Source organism: Cupriavidus sp. GW822-FHT02D05 (assembly GCF_058802485.1).
The window spans coordinates 23,051-43,291 of the sequence record NZ_JBXAOE010000020.1; the positions used below are offsets into that span (position 1 = coordinate 23,051).

Below are 20,241 nucleotides of genomic sequence, written 5' to 3' on the forward strand. Positions count from 1 at the left end.
CCGGAGGAATACAGATCGTAAAAACCTCCAGGCTCTCTCGGCAACCATACGCCGGTGACTCCAGGTGTCCGGCACCACCTGCTGCGTGTCGCACATGGCTTGCGAGATTTGCGCGCCCCCAGGAAGAATCAGAACTTGCCTGCGTCCATTCTGCTTCTGCGCAAGCGGGTATGGCACGTAGCCGCTTCCTTCCTCTAGCGGAATCATGCGGTAATACGAAGGCTTGCGATTTTCATCAAGCAGTCATACACGAACGGAAGAGGAATCGGCGATGACACGTGACCCGTCGATGCTATCCACCGCACGTAACATGGCCAACAACACTTGGTGGAGACGATCCCAAACGCCGGGCTTCTGCCACGCGTGCAGCAGTCGCCAGCAACTCATTCCGGAGCCACAAGTGGCTTGGCTCACCGCACAAGCTGTTTCAGTCCTGCAACAGCTTGGTGCAGTAACTGACGAAATAGGCACGCCGCAAACGCTAGCGGTCTGCTGGTTTGACCTGTCTCCGGCGGGGGGGGGGGGCGCTGTAAAAAAAGGAATCCCCCGAGGCTGTTATTCGGGGGAGATGCTTGATTCGCGGCGGTGAACGCTGAGCGCTGACGACGTGTTCTTTTGCGGACCCTTCTGCCGTTGCTTACATGCTGTCCTCAACCAGCCCATCGCGGTTGGTGATTCTCGCGCCATCGGTGAATACGTCTCGTCTATCTGTGACTCTCGCCCCATCTGAATAGACATCAAACTTTGTGCTCATCCCCCCATCTGAGTATGGGTCTCGCGGCCCCAACACACTGGCGCCGTCGGTGTAGACATCTCGCGCCCCGATGCCGGCATAGGCTACGCCGGCGCCAAGCGCCGCACCCGCCGCAGCGAGCAGTAAGACTGTTTTTACCATTTCTTTCACCTCCTTTTCAGGTGGTTGCAAGAACACCGAAACGCATTCCTTTTCGCTCCAGTGCCGCCACTTTGTACGACTCCAATGTATGCGCTGAAGGCAAGCGCATGAATAAGGTCTTCTTCCGAAAAGGGCCTAGGGGATTGCCCTATTGGGCACGGCAGCCATGGTCAACGATGTCACGCAGCCGCGTACATTGCTGCATGGCGAGGGGAGCGATCCGTTCGCCCATGCGCAACTGCATGTGCTATCTGTCCTGAGCAATCTGCGGGTGATACGACGTCGACCGCATCCGGGTGCCAAGGGCCAACTGCGCCTGGATTCTGGCCGAGGACCCGAAACCCGGCACGACAATGCTCGCGCTCATACGGAATCTGGCGTCCAACCCGGGCTGTATCTCATCGAATCCATCGGCTACGCTTACCGCACAGGAGAGTTCTGACGTAGATTCATAGGGTGAATTCAACGGATCGTCCCAGCACTTCGCCTAGCACCGATTCGGGGCAAACTCGTGATTTGCCACAGGTGCATCGGACACCAACTTTCGCAAGCGTATTGTCACTGCGGCTAACGAGAAAACGGCTGGATGTGGCAGGGACTGTCCCCAGAATTTGAAGCGAACCATGGTCATCATTCCGAGCAACTCGAGGCTTAGCCTCTTCGTTCACACCGGATTTGTCGCATTGGCGTACTACGCAGGTGCAAAGCTGGGACTTGCTTATGCGGTAGTGGGCGGTGCGGTGTCCCTGGTGTGGCCTTCCAGCGGCATCGCCCTCGTTGCGCTGCTCGTTATGGGCTTCGCCGTTGCCCCCGGCATTGCCATTGGTTCCATTTTGGCCAACATGTCGGCGGGGGTGCCCCTGCCAGTGGCCGCGGTGATTGGCCTGGGCGCGACGACTGCAGCCTTGACGGCTGCATTATTGTTAAAGCGGGTAGCCCGATTCCAGAACACCCTGGACCGCATCAAGGATGTGTTAGCTTTCATCATCCTGGCTGCGACTGTCAGCACGGCAGTGAGTGCGCTGATCGGTGCGACCGCCCTCTTTGGAGGGGGCTTGGTGTCAGTCGCCGAGTACGGAGCGGCCTTTGTGAAATGGTGGCTCGGTGACATGATGGGGGTGCTCGTGGTGGCCCCGCCGCTGCTCAGCTTGTTCACGTATCCGAGCCCTATCCGCTCCGCAAAGCAGGCCGTGGAAGCGTGCGGACTGACCGTTGCGATCTTCTGGGTGAGTTACGTCATTTTCGGCGCCACCGAACTTGCCGGGCACAGCTACTATCCGGCAGCCCTGGCGATTTTTCCGTTCATTATCTGGGCGGCTCTGCGCTTCGATCACTTGGGCACCAGCCTCCTAACCTTGCTGGCCTCAATCGTGGCCATCTGGGGCACCACGAACGGCACCGGTCCCTTTGCCGCTGAATCCCCGGTGGATAGCCTCGTGAGATGGTGCGCCTTCGCGAATGTCGTGGCAGTAACCGGACTGCTGCTGGTGGCGGCACATGCTCAGGAAAAGCGCATCCATAGCCTCCTGCTGGCATCCCATGTCGAGTTGGAACGACGCGTGCAAGAGCGAACCCAGGACTTGCAGCTAGCAAACCATGAACTGAAGCAGGAGATGGCGCGACGTCGTCTATTGGAAGCAGAACTGATCCGATTCGGCGATCAGCAGCAAAGACTCATCGGCCGAGAACTGCATGACGGCCTCGGGCAGCACCTCACCAGCTTGGGCTTCTATTGCGCCACCTTGAATCAAGAACTACAGAAGCATAGCCACCCAGCCGCCGCGAAGGCGGCTACCATCGTCGAATTGGTGAAGCAGGCGTCCTTGATGACCCGCAAGATTGCCCATGGCCTGGACCCGGTCGCCATGGAATCTGGTGGCCTCACGGTCGCCTTGCAAGGGCTGGCGCAGACGACCCGCGCGCTGAATGGCATAGGCTGCACGCTCCGCATCGAGTCAAATGTGGACTTACTGGATCCGCCGATGCAGATTAACCTTTACCGTGCGGCACAGGAAGCCGTCAATAACGCGCTGAAATATAGCCAGGGCCGCCACATTTGGATCGACCTGGAGCGCGACGGCGGCATGCAGAGGCTTTCCATCAGTGACGACGGGATGGGGGTCGATCTGGAACAAATGGAGCGTGCTTCGGGACTGGGACTTCACAGCCTGCGCCACCGGGCGAGCCTCCTGGGCGGCTCTTGCATGGTCACCCGCAATGCTTTGGGCGGCACCACGGTTGCCATCAGCTATCCGATACCAGAGAGTCCGGGACATGAAGCCATCTAGCCCGGGCCACGCGACTCAGATCCTGATCGTGGATGACCACCCCATCGTCCGGGAGGGGTTAACACACTTGCTGAATCTGCATGAGGATCTGCACGTCTGCTGTGCGGCCGGCAGTGCCGAAGATGCCCTGGCGGTGATGGCCTGCCAGCCTGATATGGCCATTGTGGACCTCAGTCTGCACTCGAACTCCGGTCTGGATCTTGTCAAGACGCTCCGGCAACACTATCCAAAGCTGGCAATCCTCATCCTCAGCATGCATGACGAAACCCTGTTTGCCGAACGCGCGCTGCGGGCCGGAGCAAACGGGTACCTGATGAAACTCGAGGCCACAGAGCAGATTATGAACGCCATCCGCGAGGTGCTGGCGGGCAATATCTACCTGAGCGCCGCAATGCATGAAAAGCTGGCGCGGACTCTGACGGTTCCCCAGAAGATTCCGGCGGGCTCAATCGCGAGCCTTTCGGAACGGGAGTTCGAGGTCCTGCACCTGATCGGACTCGGCTTCAGCACCCGCGAGATCGCCGAGAAACTGAGTCGGAGCGTCAAGACCATCGAGGCACATCAGGCCAACATTAAGGAAAAGCTGGATATTCCTAGCGGCAAGGAGCTGATGCGCTTCGCCATTCAGTGGATCGAGGGCCAGTAAGGCGGAGTCCGCCGCACCGAATAAGCCCCCCCCGGAGACCTTTAAGCATTTTTTTCAGGAGGACGATCACTTCGGTAACGGCGCCGATGGCAGGTGCTGCGCCAATGTCTAACAAATATCAGGCCAGATGGACGAAACGAAGCAAGGCACGTGTGCGTCTCCCTCTCGAACGTGTCCGGTGTGGGGTTCAAACCTGCCGTTGAACTTCTGACGGCTCGACCGGTTGAATCCGCAGTCGGGAAACGTCATTCGCTATTGGCTGTCAACTGACCGTGCCTCGGTCGAAAGCGGTCGCCGGATTGGGCGGCTGCATCGGCCAATACCCAACATTCCTGGCGGGCAGAATTGCCTATAATTTGCATTCCCCAGCGGCTATAAATAAAAGGCTTGACGCGCAAGAGGGGGCACCATGACAGACGAGTTTCGCGCCGCATTCGATCAGGCGTATTCGCGGGCCCTCGCTTTTCATGACTCCCGCGCGTCCCGACACCCCGCGGCGACAGCTAGCTTCGAAGAATTGTGGGCGGCGTTGTACGTACCAACGCCGGAAGAAGGGGTGACAGCTACCGAAGTCATCAAGCAACTGGCCGCAGGGGTAGATGCCGGCCTCATGGGGGCGGCAGGGCCTCGGTTCTTTGCAAAGGTCATGGGAGGCTCTCATCCAGTCGGCGTTGCGGTCGATTGGATGACAAGTATGTGGGGGCAGAACAGTGGGAGCTACCACGGGTCCCCCGCAGGTGCCGTCGCCGAGCAAGTCGCGTCAGCATGGCTTCTGGATTTGCTAGCGCTACCCACGGACTGCTCGATAGGCTTCACGACGGGTGCGACGATGGCAAGTTTCGTTTGCCTCGCTGCGGCGAGGAGCAAAGTATTGCACCTGGCGGGCTGGAATGCCGACGCAGATGGCTTGTTCGGCGCGCCGCCGGTCGATGTATGCATCGGCAACGATGCGCATGCCGCGATCTTTGCCGTGTTGCGCTATCTGGGACTTGGCCACGATCGTGTCATGCGAATCCCGACGGATGATGCAGGCCGCATGTTGGTTCCCGCCCTGTCCAGTGCGTTGGCATTGTGCGGCGGGCCGCTCATCGTCATCGCGCAGGCCGGTCAAATCAACACAGGTGCATTCGATCCGTTCAATGAAATTGCGGACGTCGTTCATCGCTATGGTGGATGGCTTCACGTCGACGGTGCGTTTGGCTTGTGGGCGCGCGCGTGCCCGGCGTTAGCCCAGTTGACCGCGGGCGTTGAGCAAGCGGACTCCTGGGCGACCGATGGCCACAAGTGGCTTCAGACACCCTACGATTGTGGGTACGCGATCGTCCGGGACTCGGATGCCCATCGGCGCGCGATGGCGTACGAAGCGAGCTATCTGCCGACAGCAGGCGGGGAATGCAGGGAGCCCTTTCACTACGTACCCGAACTTTCAAGACGTGCGCGCGGCTTCGCGACCTGGGCACTTATCCGCGCGTTCGGACGGCGTGGCATTGCAGCAATGATCGAACGGCACTGTCTTTTCGCCAGACGCATGGCGAAGCGCCTGACATCCGAAGCCGGTGTGTCGGTACTCAATCAGGTGGAGCTGAATCAGTTTGTCGTACAGTTCGGCGTGGGGGAGCCACTTGAGCGCCGTGATCATTTGACGAGGGCCACCATCGAAAACATCCAGGCTGCAGGGACTTGCTACGTTGCCGAGGCTACCTGGCATGATCGTCTTGTGATGCGCTTCTCTGTCATTTCCTGGGCGACGACCGAAGAGGATATCGATCGTTCCGCCGATTCGATCATAGCGTGCTGGCGACAAGTCAGTTCAACGTTCAGATGCTCACGGAAAACGCTATGACGACATTCATTGCCAAACGTCACGGCATCGTATGGCTGGTGAGCATTCTGCTGCCAGTGATGTTGTCATGCTCTGTGGCGGAAAAGTCCAGCTCGTTGAGACAGCAACTCATTGGTGGCTGGACGTTGGTGTCGGTCAGGAGTATTGACGCAGACAAGCCATCGGAGCCTTACGGCCCTGCACCAGAGGGATACTTAACTATTGGTGGCAACGGGCGGAACCCGGAAAATCGTATGGAAACGCGCTGACTGAGCTATGTTCGGGTAAAAGTTCCAGCAAATGAAGGATTCCGCTAAGCATCCCGAGCACTCGACAGAGCAGATTCTGCGGAGAGTACGCATTTCCGTGCCGCAGACAAGAGGAGGGTAGTCTTTGTCAAACCCTATTCCATCGGGGCACGCTCTGCCACCTTCGGGCTGTTCTGCCAGCCGCCGCCCAGCGCCAGGAACAGGTTGATCTGGTTGAGGGCCACCTGGCTGTCCGACGCCGCCAGTGCTGCCTCGGCCCCGGCAAGCGTGCGGTCGGCATCCAGGCTGGACAAATACGGCACGCGGCCGGACTGGTACAGCAGCCGGTGCTGGCGTGCAACTTCATTGGCATCGTCGCGCGCCACGCGCAAGGACTGGTTGCGCTCCAGCTCGCGCGTGTAGGCGCTTAGCGCACTCTGCGTCTCCTCCAGCGCCTTGAGCACCACGCCGTCGAAGCGGGCGAGTGCCGCGTCCGCGCCAGCCTCCATGCCGTGGATGCGCGGGCGCACGCCATTGGTGGGCAGGTTCCAGGTGATCAGCGGGCCCATGCCCCAATGCGCGGTCGGGCCGGTGCCGAGATCGCTCAGGATGCCGCTCAGGCCGGCCGACGCACCGATGCGGACCGAGGGATAGAGATCGGCGGTGGCCACGCCAATCTTCGCCGTGGCCGCTGCCAGCTCGCGCTCCGCCTGGCGGATATCGGGGCGGCGCTTGAGCAGCGCGGCACCGTCGCCAACGGGCATCGCCTGGCGCAGCGTCGGCTCCTCATGACATTCGGATACGGCTTGCGGCAACGCTGCCGGCGGCTGGCCCAGCATGACGGCGAGCCGGTAGGCCGCGCCCTCCTTCTGCGCCTTGAAACGCGGCAATGCCGCGCGCAAGGTCTCGGCCTGCGCGCGGGCGCGCAGCATGTCGGCAGGCTGGCCACGGCCGGCGGCTACCATCTTGCCGGCGATCTCCACGCCGCGCGTCTGCAGCGCGAGCTGCTGCTGCGCCACCGCCAGCTCGTGCGTGGCGGCGCAACCCTGCACATAGGCGCGCACGGTTTGCGCGACCACGCTCACGCGCGCCATGTCCAGCGCGGCCTGGCTTGCCTGCGCGCTGGCCAGCGCGGCCTCGTCGGCGCGGGCCAGCTTGCCGAAGAAGTCCACCAGATACGACACCGAGAAGCCGACATCGCCCAGGTTGAAGACCGGCACCTTCTCCTTGAGCAGGAAGCTCTCGCCCGCGATCTGCGCGCGTTCGGCCTTGGCGGAGAAGGCCGCCTGCGGCAGGTTCTCCGCTTCCACCTCGTGATAGGCCGCCAGCGCCCGGCGCAGGTTGGCGGCGGCCACGCGCAGGCTGGTATTGGCGCTGAGCGCCTGCTGCACCAGTGCATCGAGCTTGGGGTCGTCGTACAGGCGCCACCAGTCGTCCGGGACCGGCGCCGCCGAGACGGCCGGGCCATCCGTGCCGAGCAAGGGGCCGTTGGCCTCTGGCGCACGCACGGCCGCCTGCTCCGGCACGTGGTAGTCAGGGCCCACGGTGGTGCAGGCGAACAGCAACGGGGCCAGTGCTGGCAGCAGGGCAAGGCTGAGCTTGCTCATTGCGCGCCCTCCTCCGTGGTCTCGTCGCGCAGCACGGCGATGGTCTTGCGCGGCTGGGCCACGGAGACCGTCGCCGTGCGGCCCGACACCAGCCGCACATCCGCCGGCACGTCGTCCAGCGCGATGCGCACCGGCACACGCTGCGCCAGCCGCACCCAGTTGAACGTGGGGTTCACATTGGGCAACAGGTTGGCGCCATTGCTGCGGTCGCGGTCCTCGATGCCGGCGGCGATGCTCTGCACATGGCCGTGCAGGATCGTGCGCTCGCCCATGATGCGCACGGAGACCGGGTTGCCGATGCGGATGCCCCCCAGCTTGGTTTCCTCGAAATAGCCTTCGACGTGGAAGGAGTTCAGGTCGACCATCGACAATACCGGCCGGCCCGTAGCCACGTAGTCGCCCAGGCGCGGCAGGCGGTCGTTGAGAAAACCATCCACCGGGCTGGCCACCCGGGTCCGGGCGAGGTTGAGCCTGGCCAGCGCCACCGCCGCCTCCGCTTGCGCCAGCGCCGCCTCGCCCTGCTGCACCCGCGCCTGCCCTTCTTCCACCACCTCGGTGGCAACCACCTCGGACAAGGCGTGGCTGCGGATGGCCTCCCGGCGCGCCTGCGCCAGCGTGGCGCGCTGCGCGGCGGCACTCGCCATGGCCTGCTGCAACGCCAGCTGGTAGCGGTCCTGGTCGATCACGAACAGCACCTGCCCGCGCCGCACGCGCTGGTTGTCCTTGACGAGTATCTGCGTCACCAGCCCCGAGACATCCGGCGCAACCTGCACCACGTCGGCCCGCACGTGGCCGTCGCGCGTCCATGGCGCCACGGTGTAGTAATCCCACAGATGCTTGCCGACAAAGAGCGCGGCCACGGTGGCCAGCAGCGTCAACATCACGGGGACCAGCAAACGGAACTTGAATTTCATGATTGCGGCCAGCGGGCCATGGCGGCCACGCCACCCAGCACGATGACGTAAAGAGCCAGATTAAAAAGCGACCGGTGCCAGACCAGCCGGTAAAAGCCTGCGCGCGCAAGGGCCGCACGCAGGCAGGCGGTGATGACGAAGGTGAGGAGCATCAACGCCAGCAAGCCGGGCACGAAGACGCCGTAGAGATCGATTTCCGCGCTTAGCATCGGGGCTCCGCGCGTAACGGGATTGGCACGGCCCGCGACAACTGCACCTGCGGCGCCGCGGCTTGCGGCAGTGCCTGCGTCTGCGTCGGATACAGCGTGACCCGCAACGCAATCAGCGCGCCCAGCGCACTGCGCGCATGCTCGCCGGGACTTTGCGACGCGCCGCTTTGCATGGCCACCTCGCGCAGCGCCTTGTCGATCCGCTCGGATAGCGCATCCGGCGGCGCCATCGCGTGGCCGGCCTTCAGGCGCGCGCGGAAATGCAAGGCAACCGCGTTGAGCACCCTGGCCACGGCGCGGCGCGCGGCCGGGCGCTGCCCGGGCAGGCTGCGCTGCAGCGCCAGCGCGCCAAACCCGACCTGCAACTCGGCAAAGCCATCCGAAGCCATCTTGTCATCGCTGGCCGCAAGTCGTGGCACCAGTTGGCTGAGCCGGTCCAGCATGCGGCCGCCGAGCCGGGCGTGTTCGTCCGGCTCGCGCCGCGTGGCGGCTTGCGCCAGGTCCTTCCAGCTCGCGCGGATCAGCCGGTGCGCCGCCACGCGCGCGCCGAACGGCCGCGTCGCCATGGCCCACAAAGGCGCGAACAGCATGCCGCCAATGCTGGCCAGGCTGCCGTTGAAGGTGGTCAGGAAATTCGTGTCGTAGACGCTCTGCACATTGGCGAACGACGCCGTATTGACCGACAGCAGCATGGCGATCAGGTTGAAGCCGGGCCGCGATATCAGCATGCCGATGCCCATGTAGGGCAACGCCAGCATACCCACCAGGGTTTCGAAGTTGTGCGCGTTCGGCACCACCAGGAACAGGTAGAACGACGATACGGCGAAGCAAAATCCGCTCCAGCGCAAGAACGAATGCGCGACCGGCCGGGGCTCCTCGATGGTGGCAAAGAAGCAGCAGGCGATGGACGCCACCGCGACCGATCCCGCGCCGTCCTCCCATCCCGAGGCGATCCAAAGCATGCCCGCGCAAAACACCGCCAGGCTGGTGGAGCAGGCATAGAACAGCAGCATGGCGTGATCGTGGTGATGCGCCCGGTCCGCGCGCTCGGCGCCGCGCCCAAGCGCGCGCACGGAGGGCGCGGCGGCGCTGGCCGCCTGGTCGCCAATGCCATGCTGCAGGGCGTGGCAGTCTTCGCAAAGCGCGGCCAGCGTGCGCAGCTGATCGTTGGCGGTGGCGACCAGCCCGCCATGCCAGCCCGGCGCGCGCGCATAGTCCGCCCACGGGAGCGCTTCCGGTTCCAGCGCGGGCGCGGGGCCGTCGAAGCCCGCGCGAATCCACGCAGACATGGCGGCCATATGGCGCGCCAGGCTATCGGGTATGCCCTCGGCGTGGCGCCGCAATGCCTGCAGCACGCCGGCCAGCGAGGACAGCACGGGCAGCAGCATCGTCATCCGCTCGCGCAAGGCGCGGGCGTGGCGCAGCGTGTGCGCGCTTTCCGTGTCGTAGGAGAGCTGGGTGATGAGCTGGTCCAGCGCGAGGATGTCGGCGGCCAGCCGGTGGCGGCTGCCGTGGCGCGTGGCATTGGCATCAGGATCGGCGGACAACATGTCGGTGGCCCACAATGCCGCGTCGGCCAGCCAGGTGGCGGAGCGGGCGCGCAGCGCGGGCGCTACCTTGGCCGGGAAGACGATGGCGCCCACCATGCCGGCGCACAGGATGCCGATGACGATCTCCTCGATGCGCGCCACGGCGATGTCGAAGACTTGCGCCGGCTCGCTGACCGCCGGCAGCGCCACGATCGGCAGCGTATAGGCGGCCAGCAGGAAGACATAGCTGCGCGGCGTGCGCTGCAGCAGCGAGAAATAGAGCAAGCCTCCCGTCCACAGGGCGATCGCGGCCATCAGCAACACCGGCGCATTGACCAGCAACGGCACCGTGACCACCGCGGCCGTCGCGCCAAGCACCGTGCCCGCCACGCGATAAGCGGCCTTGGAGCGGGTGGCGCCGGTCAGCGGGTGAGAAACAAAATAGACGGTTGCCATGGCCCAGTAAGGGCGGGGCAAACCCAGCGCGAGCGCGATATAGAGCGCTAGCATCGAGGCGGCAAACGCCTTCAGTGAAAAGAGCCACTGTCGTGCGCTGGGCCAGCTAGCCATGACGCGAATATCCATTGGAAAGAGCGTAGGCCCGAAGTGTAGCCAACTGGCAGACATTCCTCACATGATTTAAAATTGCAAATCACATTCGATTTTTTCATGGGAAAGGAAGCACCCAATGCCCATCGACATCCGCGCCCTGCGCTACTTCGTTGAAACCGTTCGCCTGAAAAGCTTCACCCAGGCGGCGACGTCCCTGTTCGTCACGCAATCCACCATCAGCAAGATGGTGCGGCAACTGGAAGACGAGATCGGCCAGCCACTGCTGATCCGCGAAGGCAAGCAGGTGCGGCTGACCGACGTGGGGCGCGTGGTCTATGAGCGCGGGCAGGAAGCGCTTGGCGTGGTGCACCGGCTTACGCTGGAAGTGGCCGATCTCTCGTCGCTAGGCCGTGGCCAGCTGACCGTGGGGATTCCGCCCATGGCCAACCTGTTCTTCTCGCCGGCCGTCAGCGCTTTCCGCCAGCGCTATCCCAACCTGGAGCTCAGCCTGGCCGAACACGGCGGCCATATGGTGGAGCAGCAAGTGGCCAGTGGCGAACTCGAAGTCGGCGCCACCGTACTGCCCCGGGACAGCGGCCTGGAACTGGCCACGCGCGAGTTCGCCAAATACCCGATCTGGGTCGCGGGCCCCCGCAAGGCCAGCTGGGCCAAGGGCAAGACCGTTACCCTGGCCGCGCTGCGCGACGAGCCCCTGCTGATGCTGACCGAAGACTTCTCCCTGACCCGCAAACTTCGGCAGGCCTTTCTCGACGCCAGGCTTGAGCCCCGCATCGTGGCGCAAAGCGGGCACTGGGACTTCCTCGCCTCGATGGCCGCGGCCGGGCTGGGCACCACCTTCCTGCCGCAACCGCTGCTGGACAAGCTCGATATCCGCGACAAGCTCGCCGTGGCACGGCTGACGGAGCCGGCCATGGACTGGGCGCTCGCCCATATCTGGTCGCCGGGCCACTACCTGTCGCATGCGGCGCGGGCGTGGTTTTCGGTTTGCGAGGAAGTGCTGGGGGCGTAAGCGCGGACCGGCGCGTTTGCCGCCAGTGCGGATGCGCCTCGTCAGAAATCCAGCTGGGCGGCAGCAATGCCAAGGGCGGCAGCAATCTTTCCGCGCGACGCCTTGCGCAGTTTGTCACTGCGCTCCTGCTGCGCGTATGCCGGTTGCGAGATGCCAAGACGCTCGGCAACCTCGGCCTGGGTCAAGCCCAGGTGTTCCCGCCAGGCCCGGGCGGGGCTCGCATCGCCGACGGTGCGCGTAACCACATCATGCGGCACAAGATTGCGCTCGCTCGTGTGGCTGGCCACATACTCTGCGTAGGGGATCACCACAAAGGCGGGATTCCCATCCGGCCCATTGATCACTTGGACGTTGGTAGGTGCGTTCATCGCGTTTCCTCACTTCCTGAATTTCGACGATCTTGATGCCGCCGTCCCAATCGAACAGAACCCGGTAGTTGCCGACCCGAAGCCTGTACCCGTAGTCGTGCTTCGCCAGGGCCTTCACGTTCTGACAATCCGGCATTGCGGCCAGATCGCCAACGGCATCCACCACAGTCCGTTGATGCTGGCGGTCCAGCTTACGGAGTTGCCAGGCTGCTTTCAGGGTCCAGTTGATCGAGTTCATGGGTACAAATTATAAGTCAATTATAAGTTTCCAGAAACAAACTCAAGCTCTCATTGAAAGAGCGCGATCATGTGCGCCTTAAGCACCGCTCCCTTGGGCCCATTTTTGGCGCACCGCTACCTCGAAAATTCCTCAAATACCACTTGCCGCAACCATTGGTTGGCCGGCTCCCGATTGTTCCTGGCGTGCCAGAGCACGTTGATCACGATATCGGGGATCTTCACCGGGCACGGCGCCGTCTCCAGCCCGAAGGGCTTTAACGTGCGCTCGGCATAGGCCTGCGGCACCACCGCGATCAGCTCGGTCGTCTGCAGGATATGGCCCACCGCCACGAAGTGCGGGACGTGCAGGCGGACCTGGCGCGGCACGCCGGCGCGCTGGATCACTTCGTCCACCATGCTGTGCCCGGTGCCTGCCGCGACGATGGCTACGTGCTCGGCACTGCTGAATGACTTGAGGGTCATGCCCTCGCGGGCCAGCGGATGGCCCTGGCGGAACAGGCAGACGTAGCGCTGGCGGAACAGCCGCCGCTGGAAGAAGCCGGCCTTGAGGTCGGGCATGAAGCCGATCGCCAGGTCGACGCGGCCGCTTTCCATTTCCTCGCGCAAGTTCACCGTGTGGTTGCGCACCGTGCTGATGGTCACGCCGGGCGCCACCTCGGACAGCCGTTTCATCAGGTCGGGCAGGAAATAGATCTCACCGATATCCGTCATGGCGATGGTGAAGCCGCGCGCGCTGGTGGCCGGCTCGAACACGGACTGCGCATTGAGCGTGTTGTGGATGGCGCCGAGCGCGTAGCCGATCGGCTCCGCCAGGTTCTCCGCGAACGGCGTGGGCACCATGCCCTTGGAGGTCCGCAGGAACAGCTCGTCGCCCAGCAGCTTGCGCAGACGATTGAGCGCGTTGCTGATGGCCGGCTGCGAAGTGCCTAGCGTTTCGGCCACGGCGGACACCCGCCTCAGGCGCAGCAGTTCATTGAACACGACCAGCAGGTTCAGGTCGATCTCCCGCAACTCCATCCCAGCCCCCTTTATCACTCACAGTGATATGACGTATCACCTTCCTTCTATTTATTAATTCTACCTTCGGCGCCAACATACGCCCATCGGCAAACGGATGCCAAGAAGAACTAGCTGGAGACGCCCCCATGGAAGTATCCATCCACCCATTGGACAGGACGCTGCACGCGCAAGCCGGCGACAACCTGCTGGACGTGCTGCGGGCCAACCAGGTGCCCATCTCATATAGCTGCATGGCGGGGCGCTGCGGCACCTGCCGCTGCAAGGTCCTGGCCGGCCGCACCCAGGCGAGCGGCCCCGAGGATTCGCGCGCGCCCATGGCCGCCGGCCAGTCGGTGCTGGCGTGCCAGACCACGCTGGTGGAGAGCTGCGCGATCGAGATCCCGGAACTCGACGAGGTCGTGGTGCATCCCGCCAGGATCCTCAAGGGCACCGTGACCGCCCTGGACGACCTGACCCATGACATCAAGCGGGTCCGCGTGGCAATTCCCAAGCCGCTCGACTTCTCGCCGGGACAGTACGCCACGCTGCAGTTCACGCCGCGCCATATCCGGCCTTATTCGATGGCGGTGGCGCACGGCGCCGACGAGCTCGAATTCCATATCCGGCTGGTGCCCGACGGGCGCGTGACGTCCTATGTGGCGTCGGAACTCAAGGTTGGCGACGCCATCCGCGTTGCCGGCCCGCTGGGCACGGCGTACCTGCGGCGCAAGTTCGACGGGCCCGTGATCTGCATCGCGGGCGGCACCGGGCTAGCCCCGATCCTGTCGATCCTGCGCGGCATGCTCGACGGCGGCATGCGCAACGAGGTGCACGTCTACTTTGGTGTTCGCACGCATGCCGACCTCTATGGCCTGGAATGGCTGCGCGAGCTGCAGGCGCGCCATGCGGCAATGCATGTGCACGTGGTGGTGGCATCGGCCGGCGACGGCAACGGCTACCGGGGCGGCGTGGTGACCAAGGCGGTGGCCGACGACTGGGCAAACATGCAGGGCTGGCGCGCCTACCTGGCGGGCGCCCCGGTCATGGTCGACGCCGCCTCCATCCTGCTCCGCCAAAGAGGCATGGACCCCGACCACATCCATGCCGACGCTTTCCACGCCAGCGGCGTCTGACCCGTTGAGCCCCACATCACGAACATCGCGGAGACAAACCATGCGCGAGCAAGCTGTTGTATTCAAGAAAAAAGAATGGAAGGACGAAGGCTCCAGCCGGATCCCCTTCTGGGCCTATACCGATGACGACGTCTACCGGCAGGAGCTGGAGCGCTTCTTCTACTCCGGCCACTGGTGCTACATCGGGCTGGAAGCGGAAATCCCGAACGCCGGCGACTTCAAGCGCACCGTCATCGGCGAGCGCTCGGTCATTGCCAGCCGCGCGGCGGATGGCAATATCTACGTGGTGGAGAACGTATGCGCGCATCGCGGCGTGCAGTTCTGCCGCGAGCGCTCCGGCAACCGCAAGGACTTCACCTGCCCCTATCACCAGTGGAACTATGACCTCAAGGGCAACCTGGTCGGCGTGCCGTTCCGGCGCGGTGTCAAGCTCGACGGCAAAGTCAATGGCGGCATGCCTGCCGACTTCGACCCGAAGGCACACGGCCTGACCAAGCTCAAGGTGGCGCGCCGCAACGGCGTGATCTTCGCCTCGTTCGACCATGAGGTGCCGGCACTGGAGGACTATCTCGGCCCGACCATCCTGGCCTACTTCGACCGTGTCTTCGACGGCCGCAAGCTGACCATCCTCGGCTATAGCCGCCAGCAGATTCCCGGCAACTGGAAGCTGATGCAGGAGAACATCAAAGACCCGTATCACCCGGGATTGCTGCACACGTGGTTCGTGACCTTCGGGCTCTGGCGCGCCGACAACAAGTCGGCGCTCAAGATGGACGAGCATTTCCGCCACGCCGCGATGATCTCCACGCGCGGCCAGGGCGGCAAGGGCGATGTCACCAGCGGCGTGTCCAGCTTCAAGGAGCAGATGAGCCTGCATGACGACCGCTTCCTCGACGTGGTGCAGGAACCCTGGTGGGGAGAGCCCACGGCGGTGATGATGACGCTGTTCCCCAGCGTGATCATCCAGCAGCAGGTCAACTCGGTGTCGACGCGGCATATCCAGCCCACCGGCCACGGCTCGTTCAACTTCGTGTGGACGCACTTCGGCTTCGAGGGCGACGATGCCGACATGACCCGGCGCCGGCTGCGCCAGGCCAACCTGTTCGGCCCGGCCGGCTTTGTCTCGGCCGACGACGGCGAGGTGATCGAGTTCTCCCAGCAAGGCTTCGAGCAAAAGCCGTTCCACCGGACGGTGGCGGAACTCGGCGGGCGCGAGATCGGCGACACGGACCACATGGTGACCGAGACGCTGATCCGCGGGATGTACAACTACTGGCGCCGCGTGATGGAGGCCTGAGACATGCTCGACTTTGAAACCTACTCGCAAGTGCTGGCGCTGTATGCGGATTACGCTGCGGCGCTTGACAACAATGAATGGGAGAAGTGGCCGGACTTTTTCACCGAGGCGTGCGTCTACAAGTTGCAACCGCGCGAGAACTACGATGGCGGCTTTCCGCTTGCCACGCTTTCCTTCGAGAGCCGCGGCATGCTCAAGGACCGCATCTACGGGGCGACCGAAACCATCTTCCATGATCCTTACTATCAGCGGCATGTGGTCGGCATCCCGCGAATCCTGAAGGCCGATGCGGAGCGGATCGACGCCGAGGCCAGCTACGCCGTCTTTCGCATCAAGCCGGATGGGCAATCCACCGTGTACAACGTGGGCCGCTATATAGATGTGATCCGGCGCACCGGGGAGGGCTTGAAGTTCGAGTCCCGGCTATGTGTATTCGATAGCGAAATGATCGCCAATTCCATCATTTATCCGATTTGAGGTGTGCCATGTCGAAGCAGTGGATTCAAGTGATACAGCTGGTCGCAATTCCCAAGGATGATGTCGTGGCAGTCAATGCGGGGGGCAGGGAGATCGCCCTGTATAGCGTGGACGGCGAAGTCTACGCTACGGACAACGCTTGCAGCCACGGCAACGCGCGCCTGTGCGATGGCTTTCTCGATGGGCACGAAATCGAATGCCCGCTGCATCAGGGCAAGTTCGATGTGCGCACCGGGCGGGCGATGTGTGAGCCGCTGACTAGTGATATTGAGGTGTTTGATGTGAGGGTTGAGAATGGGGAGGTGTTTGTGGAGGTATAGAGGGTGTTGCTGTTTTTTTGAGCGGTGTTGGCATTTTGCGCCCAAGGTGCCTTACGACATTGCCCTGCTGGGGGTGTCGCTGTTTACTTCGTCGGCGTTGGTTTAAGCACCCAAGTGCCATACGACATCCCCCTGCGGGGGCTGCCGGTCACTCTTCTTTGCGTCGGTGTATAGACCGGGGACATAGGTGACAGGTGTGCGAGGACATGGTTGACACTTTCGGGCCACGACGCTGCCAATTTCCGGGATGCGTGGTGCGGCCCCCGGTAGCGGAATCCGTGCCCATTCGCCAATCTGCCGTTACCGGCGCGAAGCACCACGACACTGCGCCCGCCAATGGTTTCGTGGTGGGGCGGGCGCGGTGGTCAAGGTCTCGGGATTGTCAAAGCGGTGCCACCGCGCCCGCGACGAATGGCATCGCTTGCAAATTCGTGACGGCTGCGCCTTCACTCCACCACGATCGACGCGCTCTTGATCAGTGCCTGGCTCCTGCCCAGTTCGTCGCGGATGAGACGGGCCGTCTCTTCGCCATTGCCGTTCTTCACGACAAAGCCCTGCGCGGCGAACAGCTCCCGCGCCTTGGGCGCGGCCAGCGCCTTGACCAGCGCCTGCCGTAGCCGGGCGGCGACGTCCTTGGGCAACCCGGCGGGACCGACCAGCGCGATCCAGGCATCGTAGGCATAGTCCTTGACGCCCGATTCCGCCAGGGTCGGCACCGCCGGCAGGCTGTCGAGCCGCGCCGGCGTGCTGACCGCCAGCGCTCGCAGCTTGCCGGCCTTGATCTGCGGCAGGGCTGACGGCGTGGCCAGGAACGCAGCGTTGATCTGTCCGCCGAGCACATCGGTCATCAACGTGTTCACGCCCTTGTAGGGTACGTGCAGCATATCGATGCCGGCCTTCGATTTAAGCAGCTCTCCCGCCAGATGCAGCACGCTGCCTTTGCCTGACGAGCCGTAGCTCAGGCTGCCCGGATGCGCCCGCGCCGCCGCGAGCAGTTCCTGCACGGTCTTGTACGGCGAGCCCGCGCCCACCACCAGCACCAGCGGGGTGGTGCCGATCAGCCCTACGGCAGTGATGTCCTTCACGCTGTCATAGGGAATATTGCGGTACAGGCCCGGGTTGATGGCATGGTTGGACGACACCACCGCAAGCGTGTAGCCGTCCGCAGCGGCGGATACGAGTTGCCGCGTGCCGGGGATGCCCGCCGCACCGGGAAGGTTCTCCACGTAGAACGGTTGCCCGAGGTCCTGGCCCATGCCCTCGGCCACCACGCGCGCCACCACGTCGGCGGTGGAGCCCGGCGAGTTGGGCACGATCAGGCGCACGGTCTTGGCGGGATACTTGTCCGCAGCGTGCGCTGCATGTACGGCGTGCGCGCCGATGACGGGGAATGCGATGGCGGCGACGGCAAGCAGCCGCCCCGCCGCGCGCAGGACGCGCGAGGTATTGGGGAACATCGTTGTCTCCTGTGGATGGCTGCCGGGATCTGTCGCCCGGCTATGGATGCCGCCGCGCCCCCGCTTGCGCGCGGACGCCGGGGTGTGCTGCTAGGGTGCGGGGGCGGCGCGGCTTGCCTGCAATTGCCCGAATGTGCTGATCTGCCCCGCCAGCGCGCTCGCGGCCACCGTATAAGGACTGGCCAGCCAGACCTGGCCCGGCCCCGAGCGGCCGGGGAAATTGCGGTTGATGGCGCTGATGGTGACCTGCTCGCTGGTGGTGGAAGCACCCGGCCCGCAGTTGGCGCACGAGCCGCATCCCGGCATGACCAGCGTGGCGCCGGCGGCAGCGAAGGTGTCCATATAGCCGCGCGCTTCGCAGTAGGCCTTCACGCCGAGGGTGCCGAACTGCAGGAACAGCTGGGTGCGGGGCGACACCTTGAGGCCATGCTCCAGGCCCCAGCGCAGCACCTCGTGGTAGTAGTCGAAATCCTCCCGCTTGCCTGCGGTGCAGGACCCACCGTAGGCAATGTCCACCGGCACCGGCGCATCCAGCGTGTTGGCCGCGATGCCATTGCCGGGGTCTCCGGGGCGCGCCACCATGGGCGCGATGACGCCGGCGTCGATGCGGATCACGTCGCGGTAGGTTGCGCCTGCGTCGCTGCGCATCCAGTCCTCGATCGCAAAATCGACGCCTCGCCGCGCCTTCAGGAAGGCCACGGTCTTGTCGTCTGGCTCGACGATGCCGGTGAAGCCGCCCAGCTCGGCGACCATATTGGTCAGCGTGGCGCGCTCGTCGATTGACAAGGCGCGCACCGTGCTGCCGGCATACTCGAACACCACGCCGATGGCGCCGCCCGAGCGGATTGCTTCCATCTGCAGCAGGTAGAGCACGATGTCCTTGGCCGTCACGCCCTCGGCCAGCTCGCCCTCCACCTCCACGCGCAGGGTTTCCGGCACCTTGCAGCGCACGTAGCCCGTGACCCAGCTATTGGCGACATCGGTGGCGCCCGCGCCGAACGCCAGGCAGCCGAGCGCGCCGGAATGCGGCGTGTGCGAATCGGTGCCCACCACCACCTGCCCCGGCAGCGCGTATTGCTCGGCCATCAGCGCATGGCAAATGCCTTCCGAGCCCGGTGTTTCGCCCGCAAGCGCGTGATGCGAGCGCACCGGGTAGTCGTGCGCAAAACGGCTATGTCCCTGCATCAGGTTGGCCACCCCTGGCAACAAGCCGTCGCGCACATGCGGGAAGCTCTGGGCCGCCAGCACCAGGTGATCCTGGAACGCGATGATGTGATCCGGCTCGTGCAACGTTGCCGGCTTGCCGAACGCGCGGTGCATCAGGTGCGCGCACATGCCGGTGAAGTAATCGTGCGAGAAGCGCCAGTCCGCCGCCACGAACACGCCCTGGCCGCGCTCAGCGCTCGGCGTGCCAGGGAGCAGATGGCGGGCGATGATCTTTTCCACCAAGGTGCGCGGTGCGGCATTGCCGGTTGCCTCATTTGCCTCCGTGCCCTGCGCGCCCTCGCCCGCCGCCGGCCAGCTTGCCGCGCGGCTATAGGCCAGCAGGCCGCCGGCACGGATCACCTGCTGGGTCAGCGCATCGCGCCCGGTCAGGAAGGCCTCGATGGGAATCGCCTCGCCCGCCAGCACGCGGTCGAGCACGGTGAAATCCGTGGTGGTCAGGATGCCGATGTTGTCGCAGTTCTGCTGGTAGATGCGCTCGAAGCTCTCCGCCACGATCAGGCGGATGCCGGCCGACAGCTCCGCCAGCGGGCTGGACTCGCGCGAGGAGCCCTTGCCATAGCGCTTGCCCGCCACCGTGACGGCAAAGCCGCCGTTGCGGATGGCATCGCGGCCGATCGGCTGCTCGCCCCCCGCCTGGAACCCCACGTAGGGGAATTGCCCCAGACGCTCATCGTAGGTAAGCATGATCGTGACGGGCGTGATCTCATCGGTGGAGATGTTGTCGCGCAGCGGGCCGGCCTCGGCCCGGGTCATCGGCTTGCCGTCGAGCTGGGCGCGCACGCAGGCGGGGTCTTGCGACAGGTACAGCACGCGGCCATCGAAGCGGATGGTGGCTTCCATTGCGGGGTTTCTCGTTGTGGTGATCCCACTATATGGTTTGGCGCCGCCGGGGCAAAGTGCGCAGTCGGCATGGCAGGCATCTCGGTTTGCGACGGCTGGCTATTTGCCCACGCTCGCTTCGCTTTGCCCACCTTATTCGCACC

The 20,241-nt window shown here is 64.1% G+C and carries 19 protein-coding genes and 2 pseudogenes; 10 read left to right on the plus strand and 11 right to left on the minus strand.

What is annotated here, in order from left to right:
- Window positions 1-249: 249 nt before the first annotated feature.
- Window positions 250-399 (minus strand): annotated as a pseudogene (locus AC1RQK_RS25175) (IS5/IS1182 family transposase); the annotation flags it as partial.
- A 238-nt stretch (window positions 400-637) separates the two neighbouring features.
- Window positions 638-931, minus strand: a complete 294-nt coding sequence (locus tag AC1RQK_RS25180) for a hypothetical protein (protein ID WP_492371742.1) — start codon at window positions 929-931, stop codon at window positions 638-640.
- Between the two features lie 130 nt (window positions 932-1,061).
- Here AC1RQK_RS25180 and AC1RQK_RS25185 point away from each other — a divergent pair, with 130 nt between their 5' ends.
- From AC1RQK_RS25185 to AC1RQK_RS25205, 5 genes are all read left to right on the plus strand, one after another.
- Window positions 1,062-1,337 (plus strand): hypothetical protein, encoded by a 276-nt coding sequence (locus AC1RQK_RS25185; RefSeq protein WP_492371743.1) that lies wholly within the window; start codon window positions 1,062-1,064, stop codon window positions 1,335-1,337.
- A 181-nt stretch (window positions 1,338-1,518) separates the two neighbouring features.
- The gene (locus tag AC1RQK_RS25190; protein ID WP_492371744.1) at window positions 1,519-3,183 is read left to right on the plus strand and encodes an MASE1 domain-containing protein; all 1,665 of its coding nucleotides are present in this window, start codon (window positions 1,519-1,521) and stop codon (window positions 3,181-3,183) included.
- Window positions 3,170-3,829 carry a response regulator gene (locus AC1RQK_RS25195; protein WP_492371745.1) on the plus strand — a complete coding sequence of 220 codons (660 nt, stop codon included), beginning with the start codon at window positions 3,170-3,172 and terminating at the stop codon, window positions 3,827-3,829. The genes AC1RQK_RS25190 and AC1RQK_RS25195 overlap by 14 nt, the downstream gene beginning before the upstream one ends.
- 409 nt (window positions 3,830-4,238) lie before the next feature.
- The gene (locus AC1RQK_RS25200; RefSeq protein WP_492811715.1) at window positions 4,239-5,672 is read left to right on the plus strand and encodes a pyridoxal phosphate-dependent decarboxylase family protein; all 1,434 of its coding nucleotides are present in this window, start codon (window positions 4,239-4,241) and stop codon (window positions 5,670-5,672) included.
- Entirely contained in the window at window positions 5,669-5,920 is a 252-nt protein-coding gene (locus AC1RQK_RS25205) for a hypothetical protein (protein ID WP_492371747.1), read from the plus strand. Before AC1RQK_RS25200 ends, AC1RQK_RS25205 begins: the two co-directional genes overlap by 4 nt.
- Window positions 5,921-6,054: 134 nt before the next feature.
- On the opposite strand, the gene AC1RQK_RS25210 is transcribed toward AC1RQK_RS25205, so the two are convergent.
- From AC1RQK_RS25210 to AC1RQK_RS25225, 4 genes are read right to left on the minus strand one after another with little or no spacing between them, the layout of a single operon-like run.
- Entirely contained in the window at window positions 6,055-7,506 is a 1,452-nt protein-coding gene (locus AC1RQK_RS25210; protein WP_492811717.1) for an efflux transporter outer membrane subunit, read from the minus strand.
- Window positions 7,503-8,420 (minus strand): efflux RND transporter periplasmic adaptor subunit, encoded by a 918-nt coding sequence (locus AC1RQK_RS25215; RefSeq protein ID WP_492371749.1) that lies wholly within the window; start codon window positions 8,418-8,420, stop codon window positions 7,503-7,505. The genes AC1RQK_RS25210 and AC1RQK_RS25215 overlap by 4 nt, the downstream gene beginning before the upstream one ends.
- A complete protein-coding gene (locus AC1RQK_RS25220; protein ID WP_492371750.1) occupies window positions 8,417-8,629 on the minus strand; it encodes a DUF1656 domain-containing protein in 213 nt (70 codons plus the stop codon). The genes AC1RQK_RS25215 and AC1RQK_RS25220 overlap by 4 nt, the downstream gene beginning before the upstream one ends.
- The gene (locus AC1RQK_RS25225; protein WP_492811719.1) at window positions 8,623-10,728 is read right to left on the minus strand and encodes an FUSC family protein; all 2,106 of its coding nucleotides are present in this window, start codon (window positions 10,726-10,728) and stop codon (window positions 8,623-8,625) included. Before AC1RQK_RS25225 ends, AC1RQK_RS25220 begins: the two co-directional genes overlap by 7 nt.
- Before the next feature lie 118 nt (window positions 10,729-10,846).
- Here AC1RQK_RS25225 and AC1RQK_RS25230 point away from each other — a divergent pair, with 118 nt between their 5' ends.
- Window positions 10,847-11,740 carry a LysR family transcriptional regulator gene (locus AC1RQK_RS25230; protein WP_492811721.1) on the plus strand — a complete coding sequence of 298 codons (894 nt, stop codon included), beginning with the start codon at window positions 10,847-10,849 and terminating at the stop codon, window positions 11,738-11,740.
- A 41-nt stretch (window positions 11,741-11,781) separates the two neighbouring features.
- Here AC1RQK_RS25230 and AC1RQK_RS25235 read toward each other — a convergent pair whose 3' ends face one another.
- From AC1RQK_RS25235 to AC1RQK_RS25245, 3 genes and pseudogenes are all read right to left on the minus strand, one after another.
- The gene (locus AC1RQK_RS25235; RefSeq protein WP_492811723.1) at window positions 11,782-12,108 is read right to left on the minus strand and encodes a helix-turn-helix domain-containing protein; all 327 of its coding nucleotides are present in this window, start codon (window positions 12,106-12,108) and stop codon (window positions 11,782-11,784) included.
- Window positions 12,092-12,346 (minus strand): annotated as a pseudogene (locus AC1RQK_RS25240) (type II toxin-antitoxin system RelE family toxin); the annotation flags it as partial. The pseudogene AC1RQK_RS25240 and the gene AC1RQK_RS25235, both read right to left, overlap by 17 nt.
- Window positions 12,347-12,462: 116 nt before the next feature.
- Window positions 12,463-13,365, minus strand: coding sequence for a LysR family transcriptional regulator (locus tag AC1RQK_RS25245; protein ID WP_492811725.1), 903 nt, complete (start codon window positions 13,363-13,365; stop codon window positions 12,463-12,465).
- A 128-nt stretch (window positions 13,366-13,493) separates the two neighbouring features.
- On the opposite strand from AC1RQK_RS25245, the gene AC1RQK_RS25250 reads away from it, so the two are divergent.
- Genes AC1RQK_RS25250 through AC1RQK_RS25265 form a run of 4 tightly spaced genes read left to right on the plus strand, consistent with a single transcriptional unit; the run spans window position 13,494 to window position 16,574 of the window.
- Window positions 13,494-14,480: a 2Fe-2S iron-sulfur cluster-binding protein gene (locus AC1RQK_RS25250; protein WP_492811727.1), complete on the plus strand. Its 987-nt coding sequence runs from the start codon at window positions 13,494-13,496 to the stop codon at window positions 14,478-14,480.
- Window positions 14,481-14,520: 40 nt separating this feature from the next.
- A complete protein-coding gene (locus AC1RQK_RS25255) occupies window positions 14,521-15,777 on the plus strand; it encodes an aromatic ring-hydroxylating dioxygenase subunit alpha (RefSeq protein ID WP_492811729.1) in 1,257 nt (418 codons plus the stop codon).
- A 3-nt stretch (window positions 15,778-15,780) separates the two neighbouring features.
- A complete protein-coding gene (locus tag AC1RQK_RS25260; RefSeq protein WP_492811731.1) occupies window positions 15,781-16,254 on the plus strand; it encodes an aromatic-ring-hydroxylating dioxygenase subunit beta in 474 nt (157 codons plus the stop codon).
- 8 nt (window positions 16,255-16,262) lie between these two features.
- Window positions 16,263-16,574, plus strand: coding sequence for a non-heme iron oxygenase ferredoxin subunit (locus AC1RQK_RS25265; RefSeq protein ID WP_492371756.1), 312 nt, complete (start codon window positions 16,263-16,265; stop codon window positions 16,572-16,574).
- A gap of 446 nt (window positions 16,575-17,020) precedes the next feature.
- Here AC1RQK_RS25265 and AC1RQK_RS25270 read toward each other — a convergent pair whose 3' ends face one another.
- Window positions 17,021-18,031, minus strand: a complete 1,011-nt coding sequence (locus tag AC1RQK_RS25270; protein WP_492811733.1) for a Bug family tripartite tricarboxylate transporter substrate binding protein — start codon at window positions 18,029-18,031, stop codon at window positions 17,021-17,023.
- Window positions 18,032-18,121: 90 nt separating this feature from the next.
- Window positions 18,122-20,098: an aconitase family protein gene (locus AC1RQK_RS25275; protein WP_492811735.1), complete on the minus strand. Its 1,977-nt coding sequence runs from the start codon at window positions 20,096-20,098 to the stop codon at window positions 18,122-18,124.
- Window positions 20,099-20,241 lie beyond the last annotated feature (143 nt).

Coding starts and splice junctions, on each gene's coding strand:
- AC1RQK_RS25250 (WP_492811727.1), top strand. CDS start 13,494: ATGGAAGTATCCATCCACCCATTGGACAGGACGCTGCACGCGCAAGCC.
- AC1RQK_RS25215 (WP_492371749.1), bottom strand. CDS start 8,420: ATGAAATTCAAGTTCCGTTTGCTGGTCCCCGTGATGTTGACGCTGCTG.
- AC1RQK_RS25275 (WP_492811735.1), bottom strand. CDS start 20,098: ATGGAAGCCACCATCCGCTTCGATGGCCGCGTGCTGTACCTGTCGCAA.
- AC1RQK_RS25205 (WP_492371747.1), top strand. CDS start 5,669: ATGACGACATTCATTGCCAAACGTCACGGCATCGTATGGCTGGTGAGC.
- AC1RQK_RS25265 (WP_492371756.1), top strand. CDS start 16,263: ATGTCGAAGCAGTGGATTCAAGTGATACAGCTGGTCGCAATTCCCAAG.
- AC1RQK_RS25225 (WP_492811719.1), bottom strand. CDS start 10,728: ATGGCTAGCTGGCCCAGCGCACGACAGTGGCTCTTTTCACTGAAGGCG.
- AC1RQK_RS25220 (WP_492371750.1), bottom strand. CDS start 8,629: ATGCTAAGCGCGGAAATCGATCTCTACGGCGTCTTCGTGCCCGGCTTG.
- AC1RQK_RS25270 (WP_492811733.1), bottom strand. CDS start 18,031: ATGTTCCCCAATACCTCGCGCGTCCTGCGCGCGGCGGGGCGGCTGCTT.
- AC1RQK_RS25190 (WP_492371744.1), top strand. CDS start 1,519: ATGGTCATCATTCCGAGCAACTCGAGGCTTAGCCTCTTCGTTCACACC.
- AC1RQK_RS25235 (WP_492811723.1), bottom strand. CDS start 12,108: ATGAACGCACCTACCAACGTCCAAGTGATCAATGGGCCGGATGGGAAT.
- AC1RQK_RS25230 (WP_492811721.1), top strand. CDS start 10,847: ATGCCCATCGACATCCGCGCCCTGCGCTACTTCGTTGAAACCGTTCGC.
- AC1RQK_RS25185 (WP_492371743.1), top strand. CDS start 1,062: ATGGTCAACGATGTCACGCAGCCGCGTACATTGCTGCATGGCGAGGGG.
- AC1RQK_RS25200 (WP_492811715.1), top strand. CDS start 4,239: ATGACAGACGAGTTTCGCGCCGCATTCGATCAGGCGTATTCGCGGGCC.
- AC1RQK_RS25255 (WP_492811729.1), top strand. CDS start 14,521: ATGCGCGAGCAAGCTGTTGTATTCAAGAAAAAAGAATGGAAGGACGAA.
- AC1RQK_RS25195 (WP_492371745.1), top strand. CDS start 3,170: ATGAAGCCATCTAGCCCGGGCCACGCGACTCAGATCCTGATCGTGGAT.
- AC1RQK_RS25210 (WP_492811717.1), bottom strand. CDS start 7,506: ATGAGCAAGCTCAGCCTTGCCCTGCTGCCAGCACTGGCCCCGTTGCTG.
- AC1RQK_RS25260 (WP_492811731.1), top strand. CDS start 15,781: ATGCTCGACTTTGAAACCTACTCGCAAGTGCTGGCGCTGTATGCGGAT.
- AC1RQK_RS25245 (WP_492811725.1), bottom strand. CDS start 13,365: ATGGAGTTGCGGGAGATCGACCTGAACCTGCTGGTCGTGTTCAATGAA.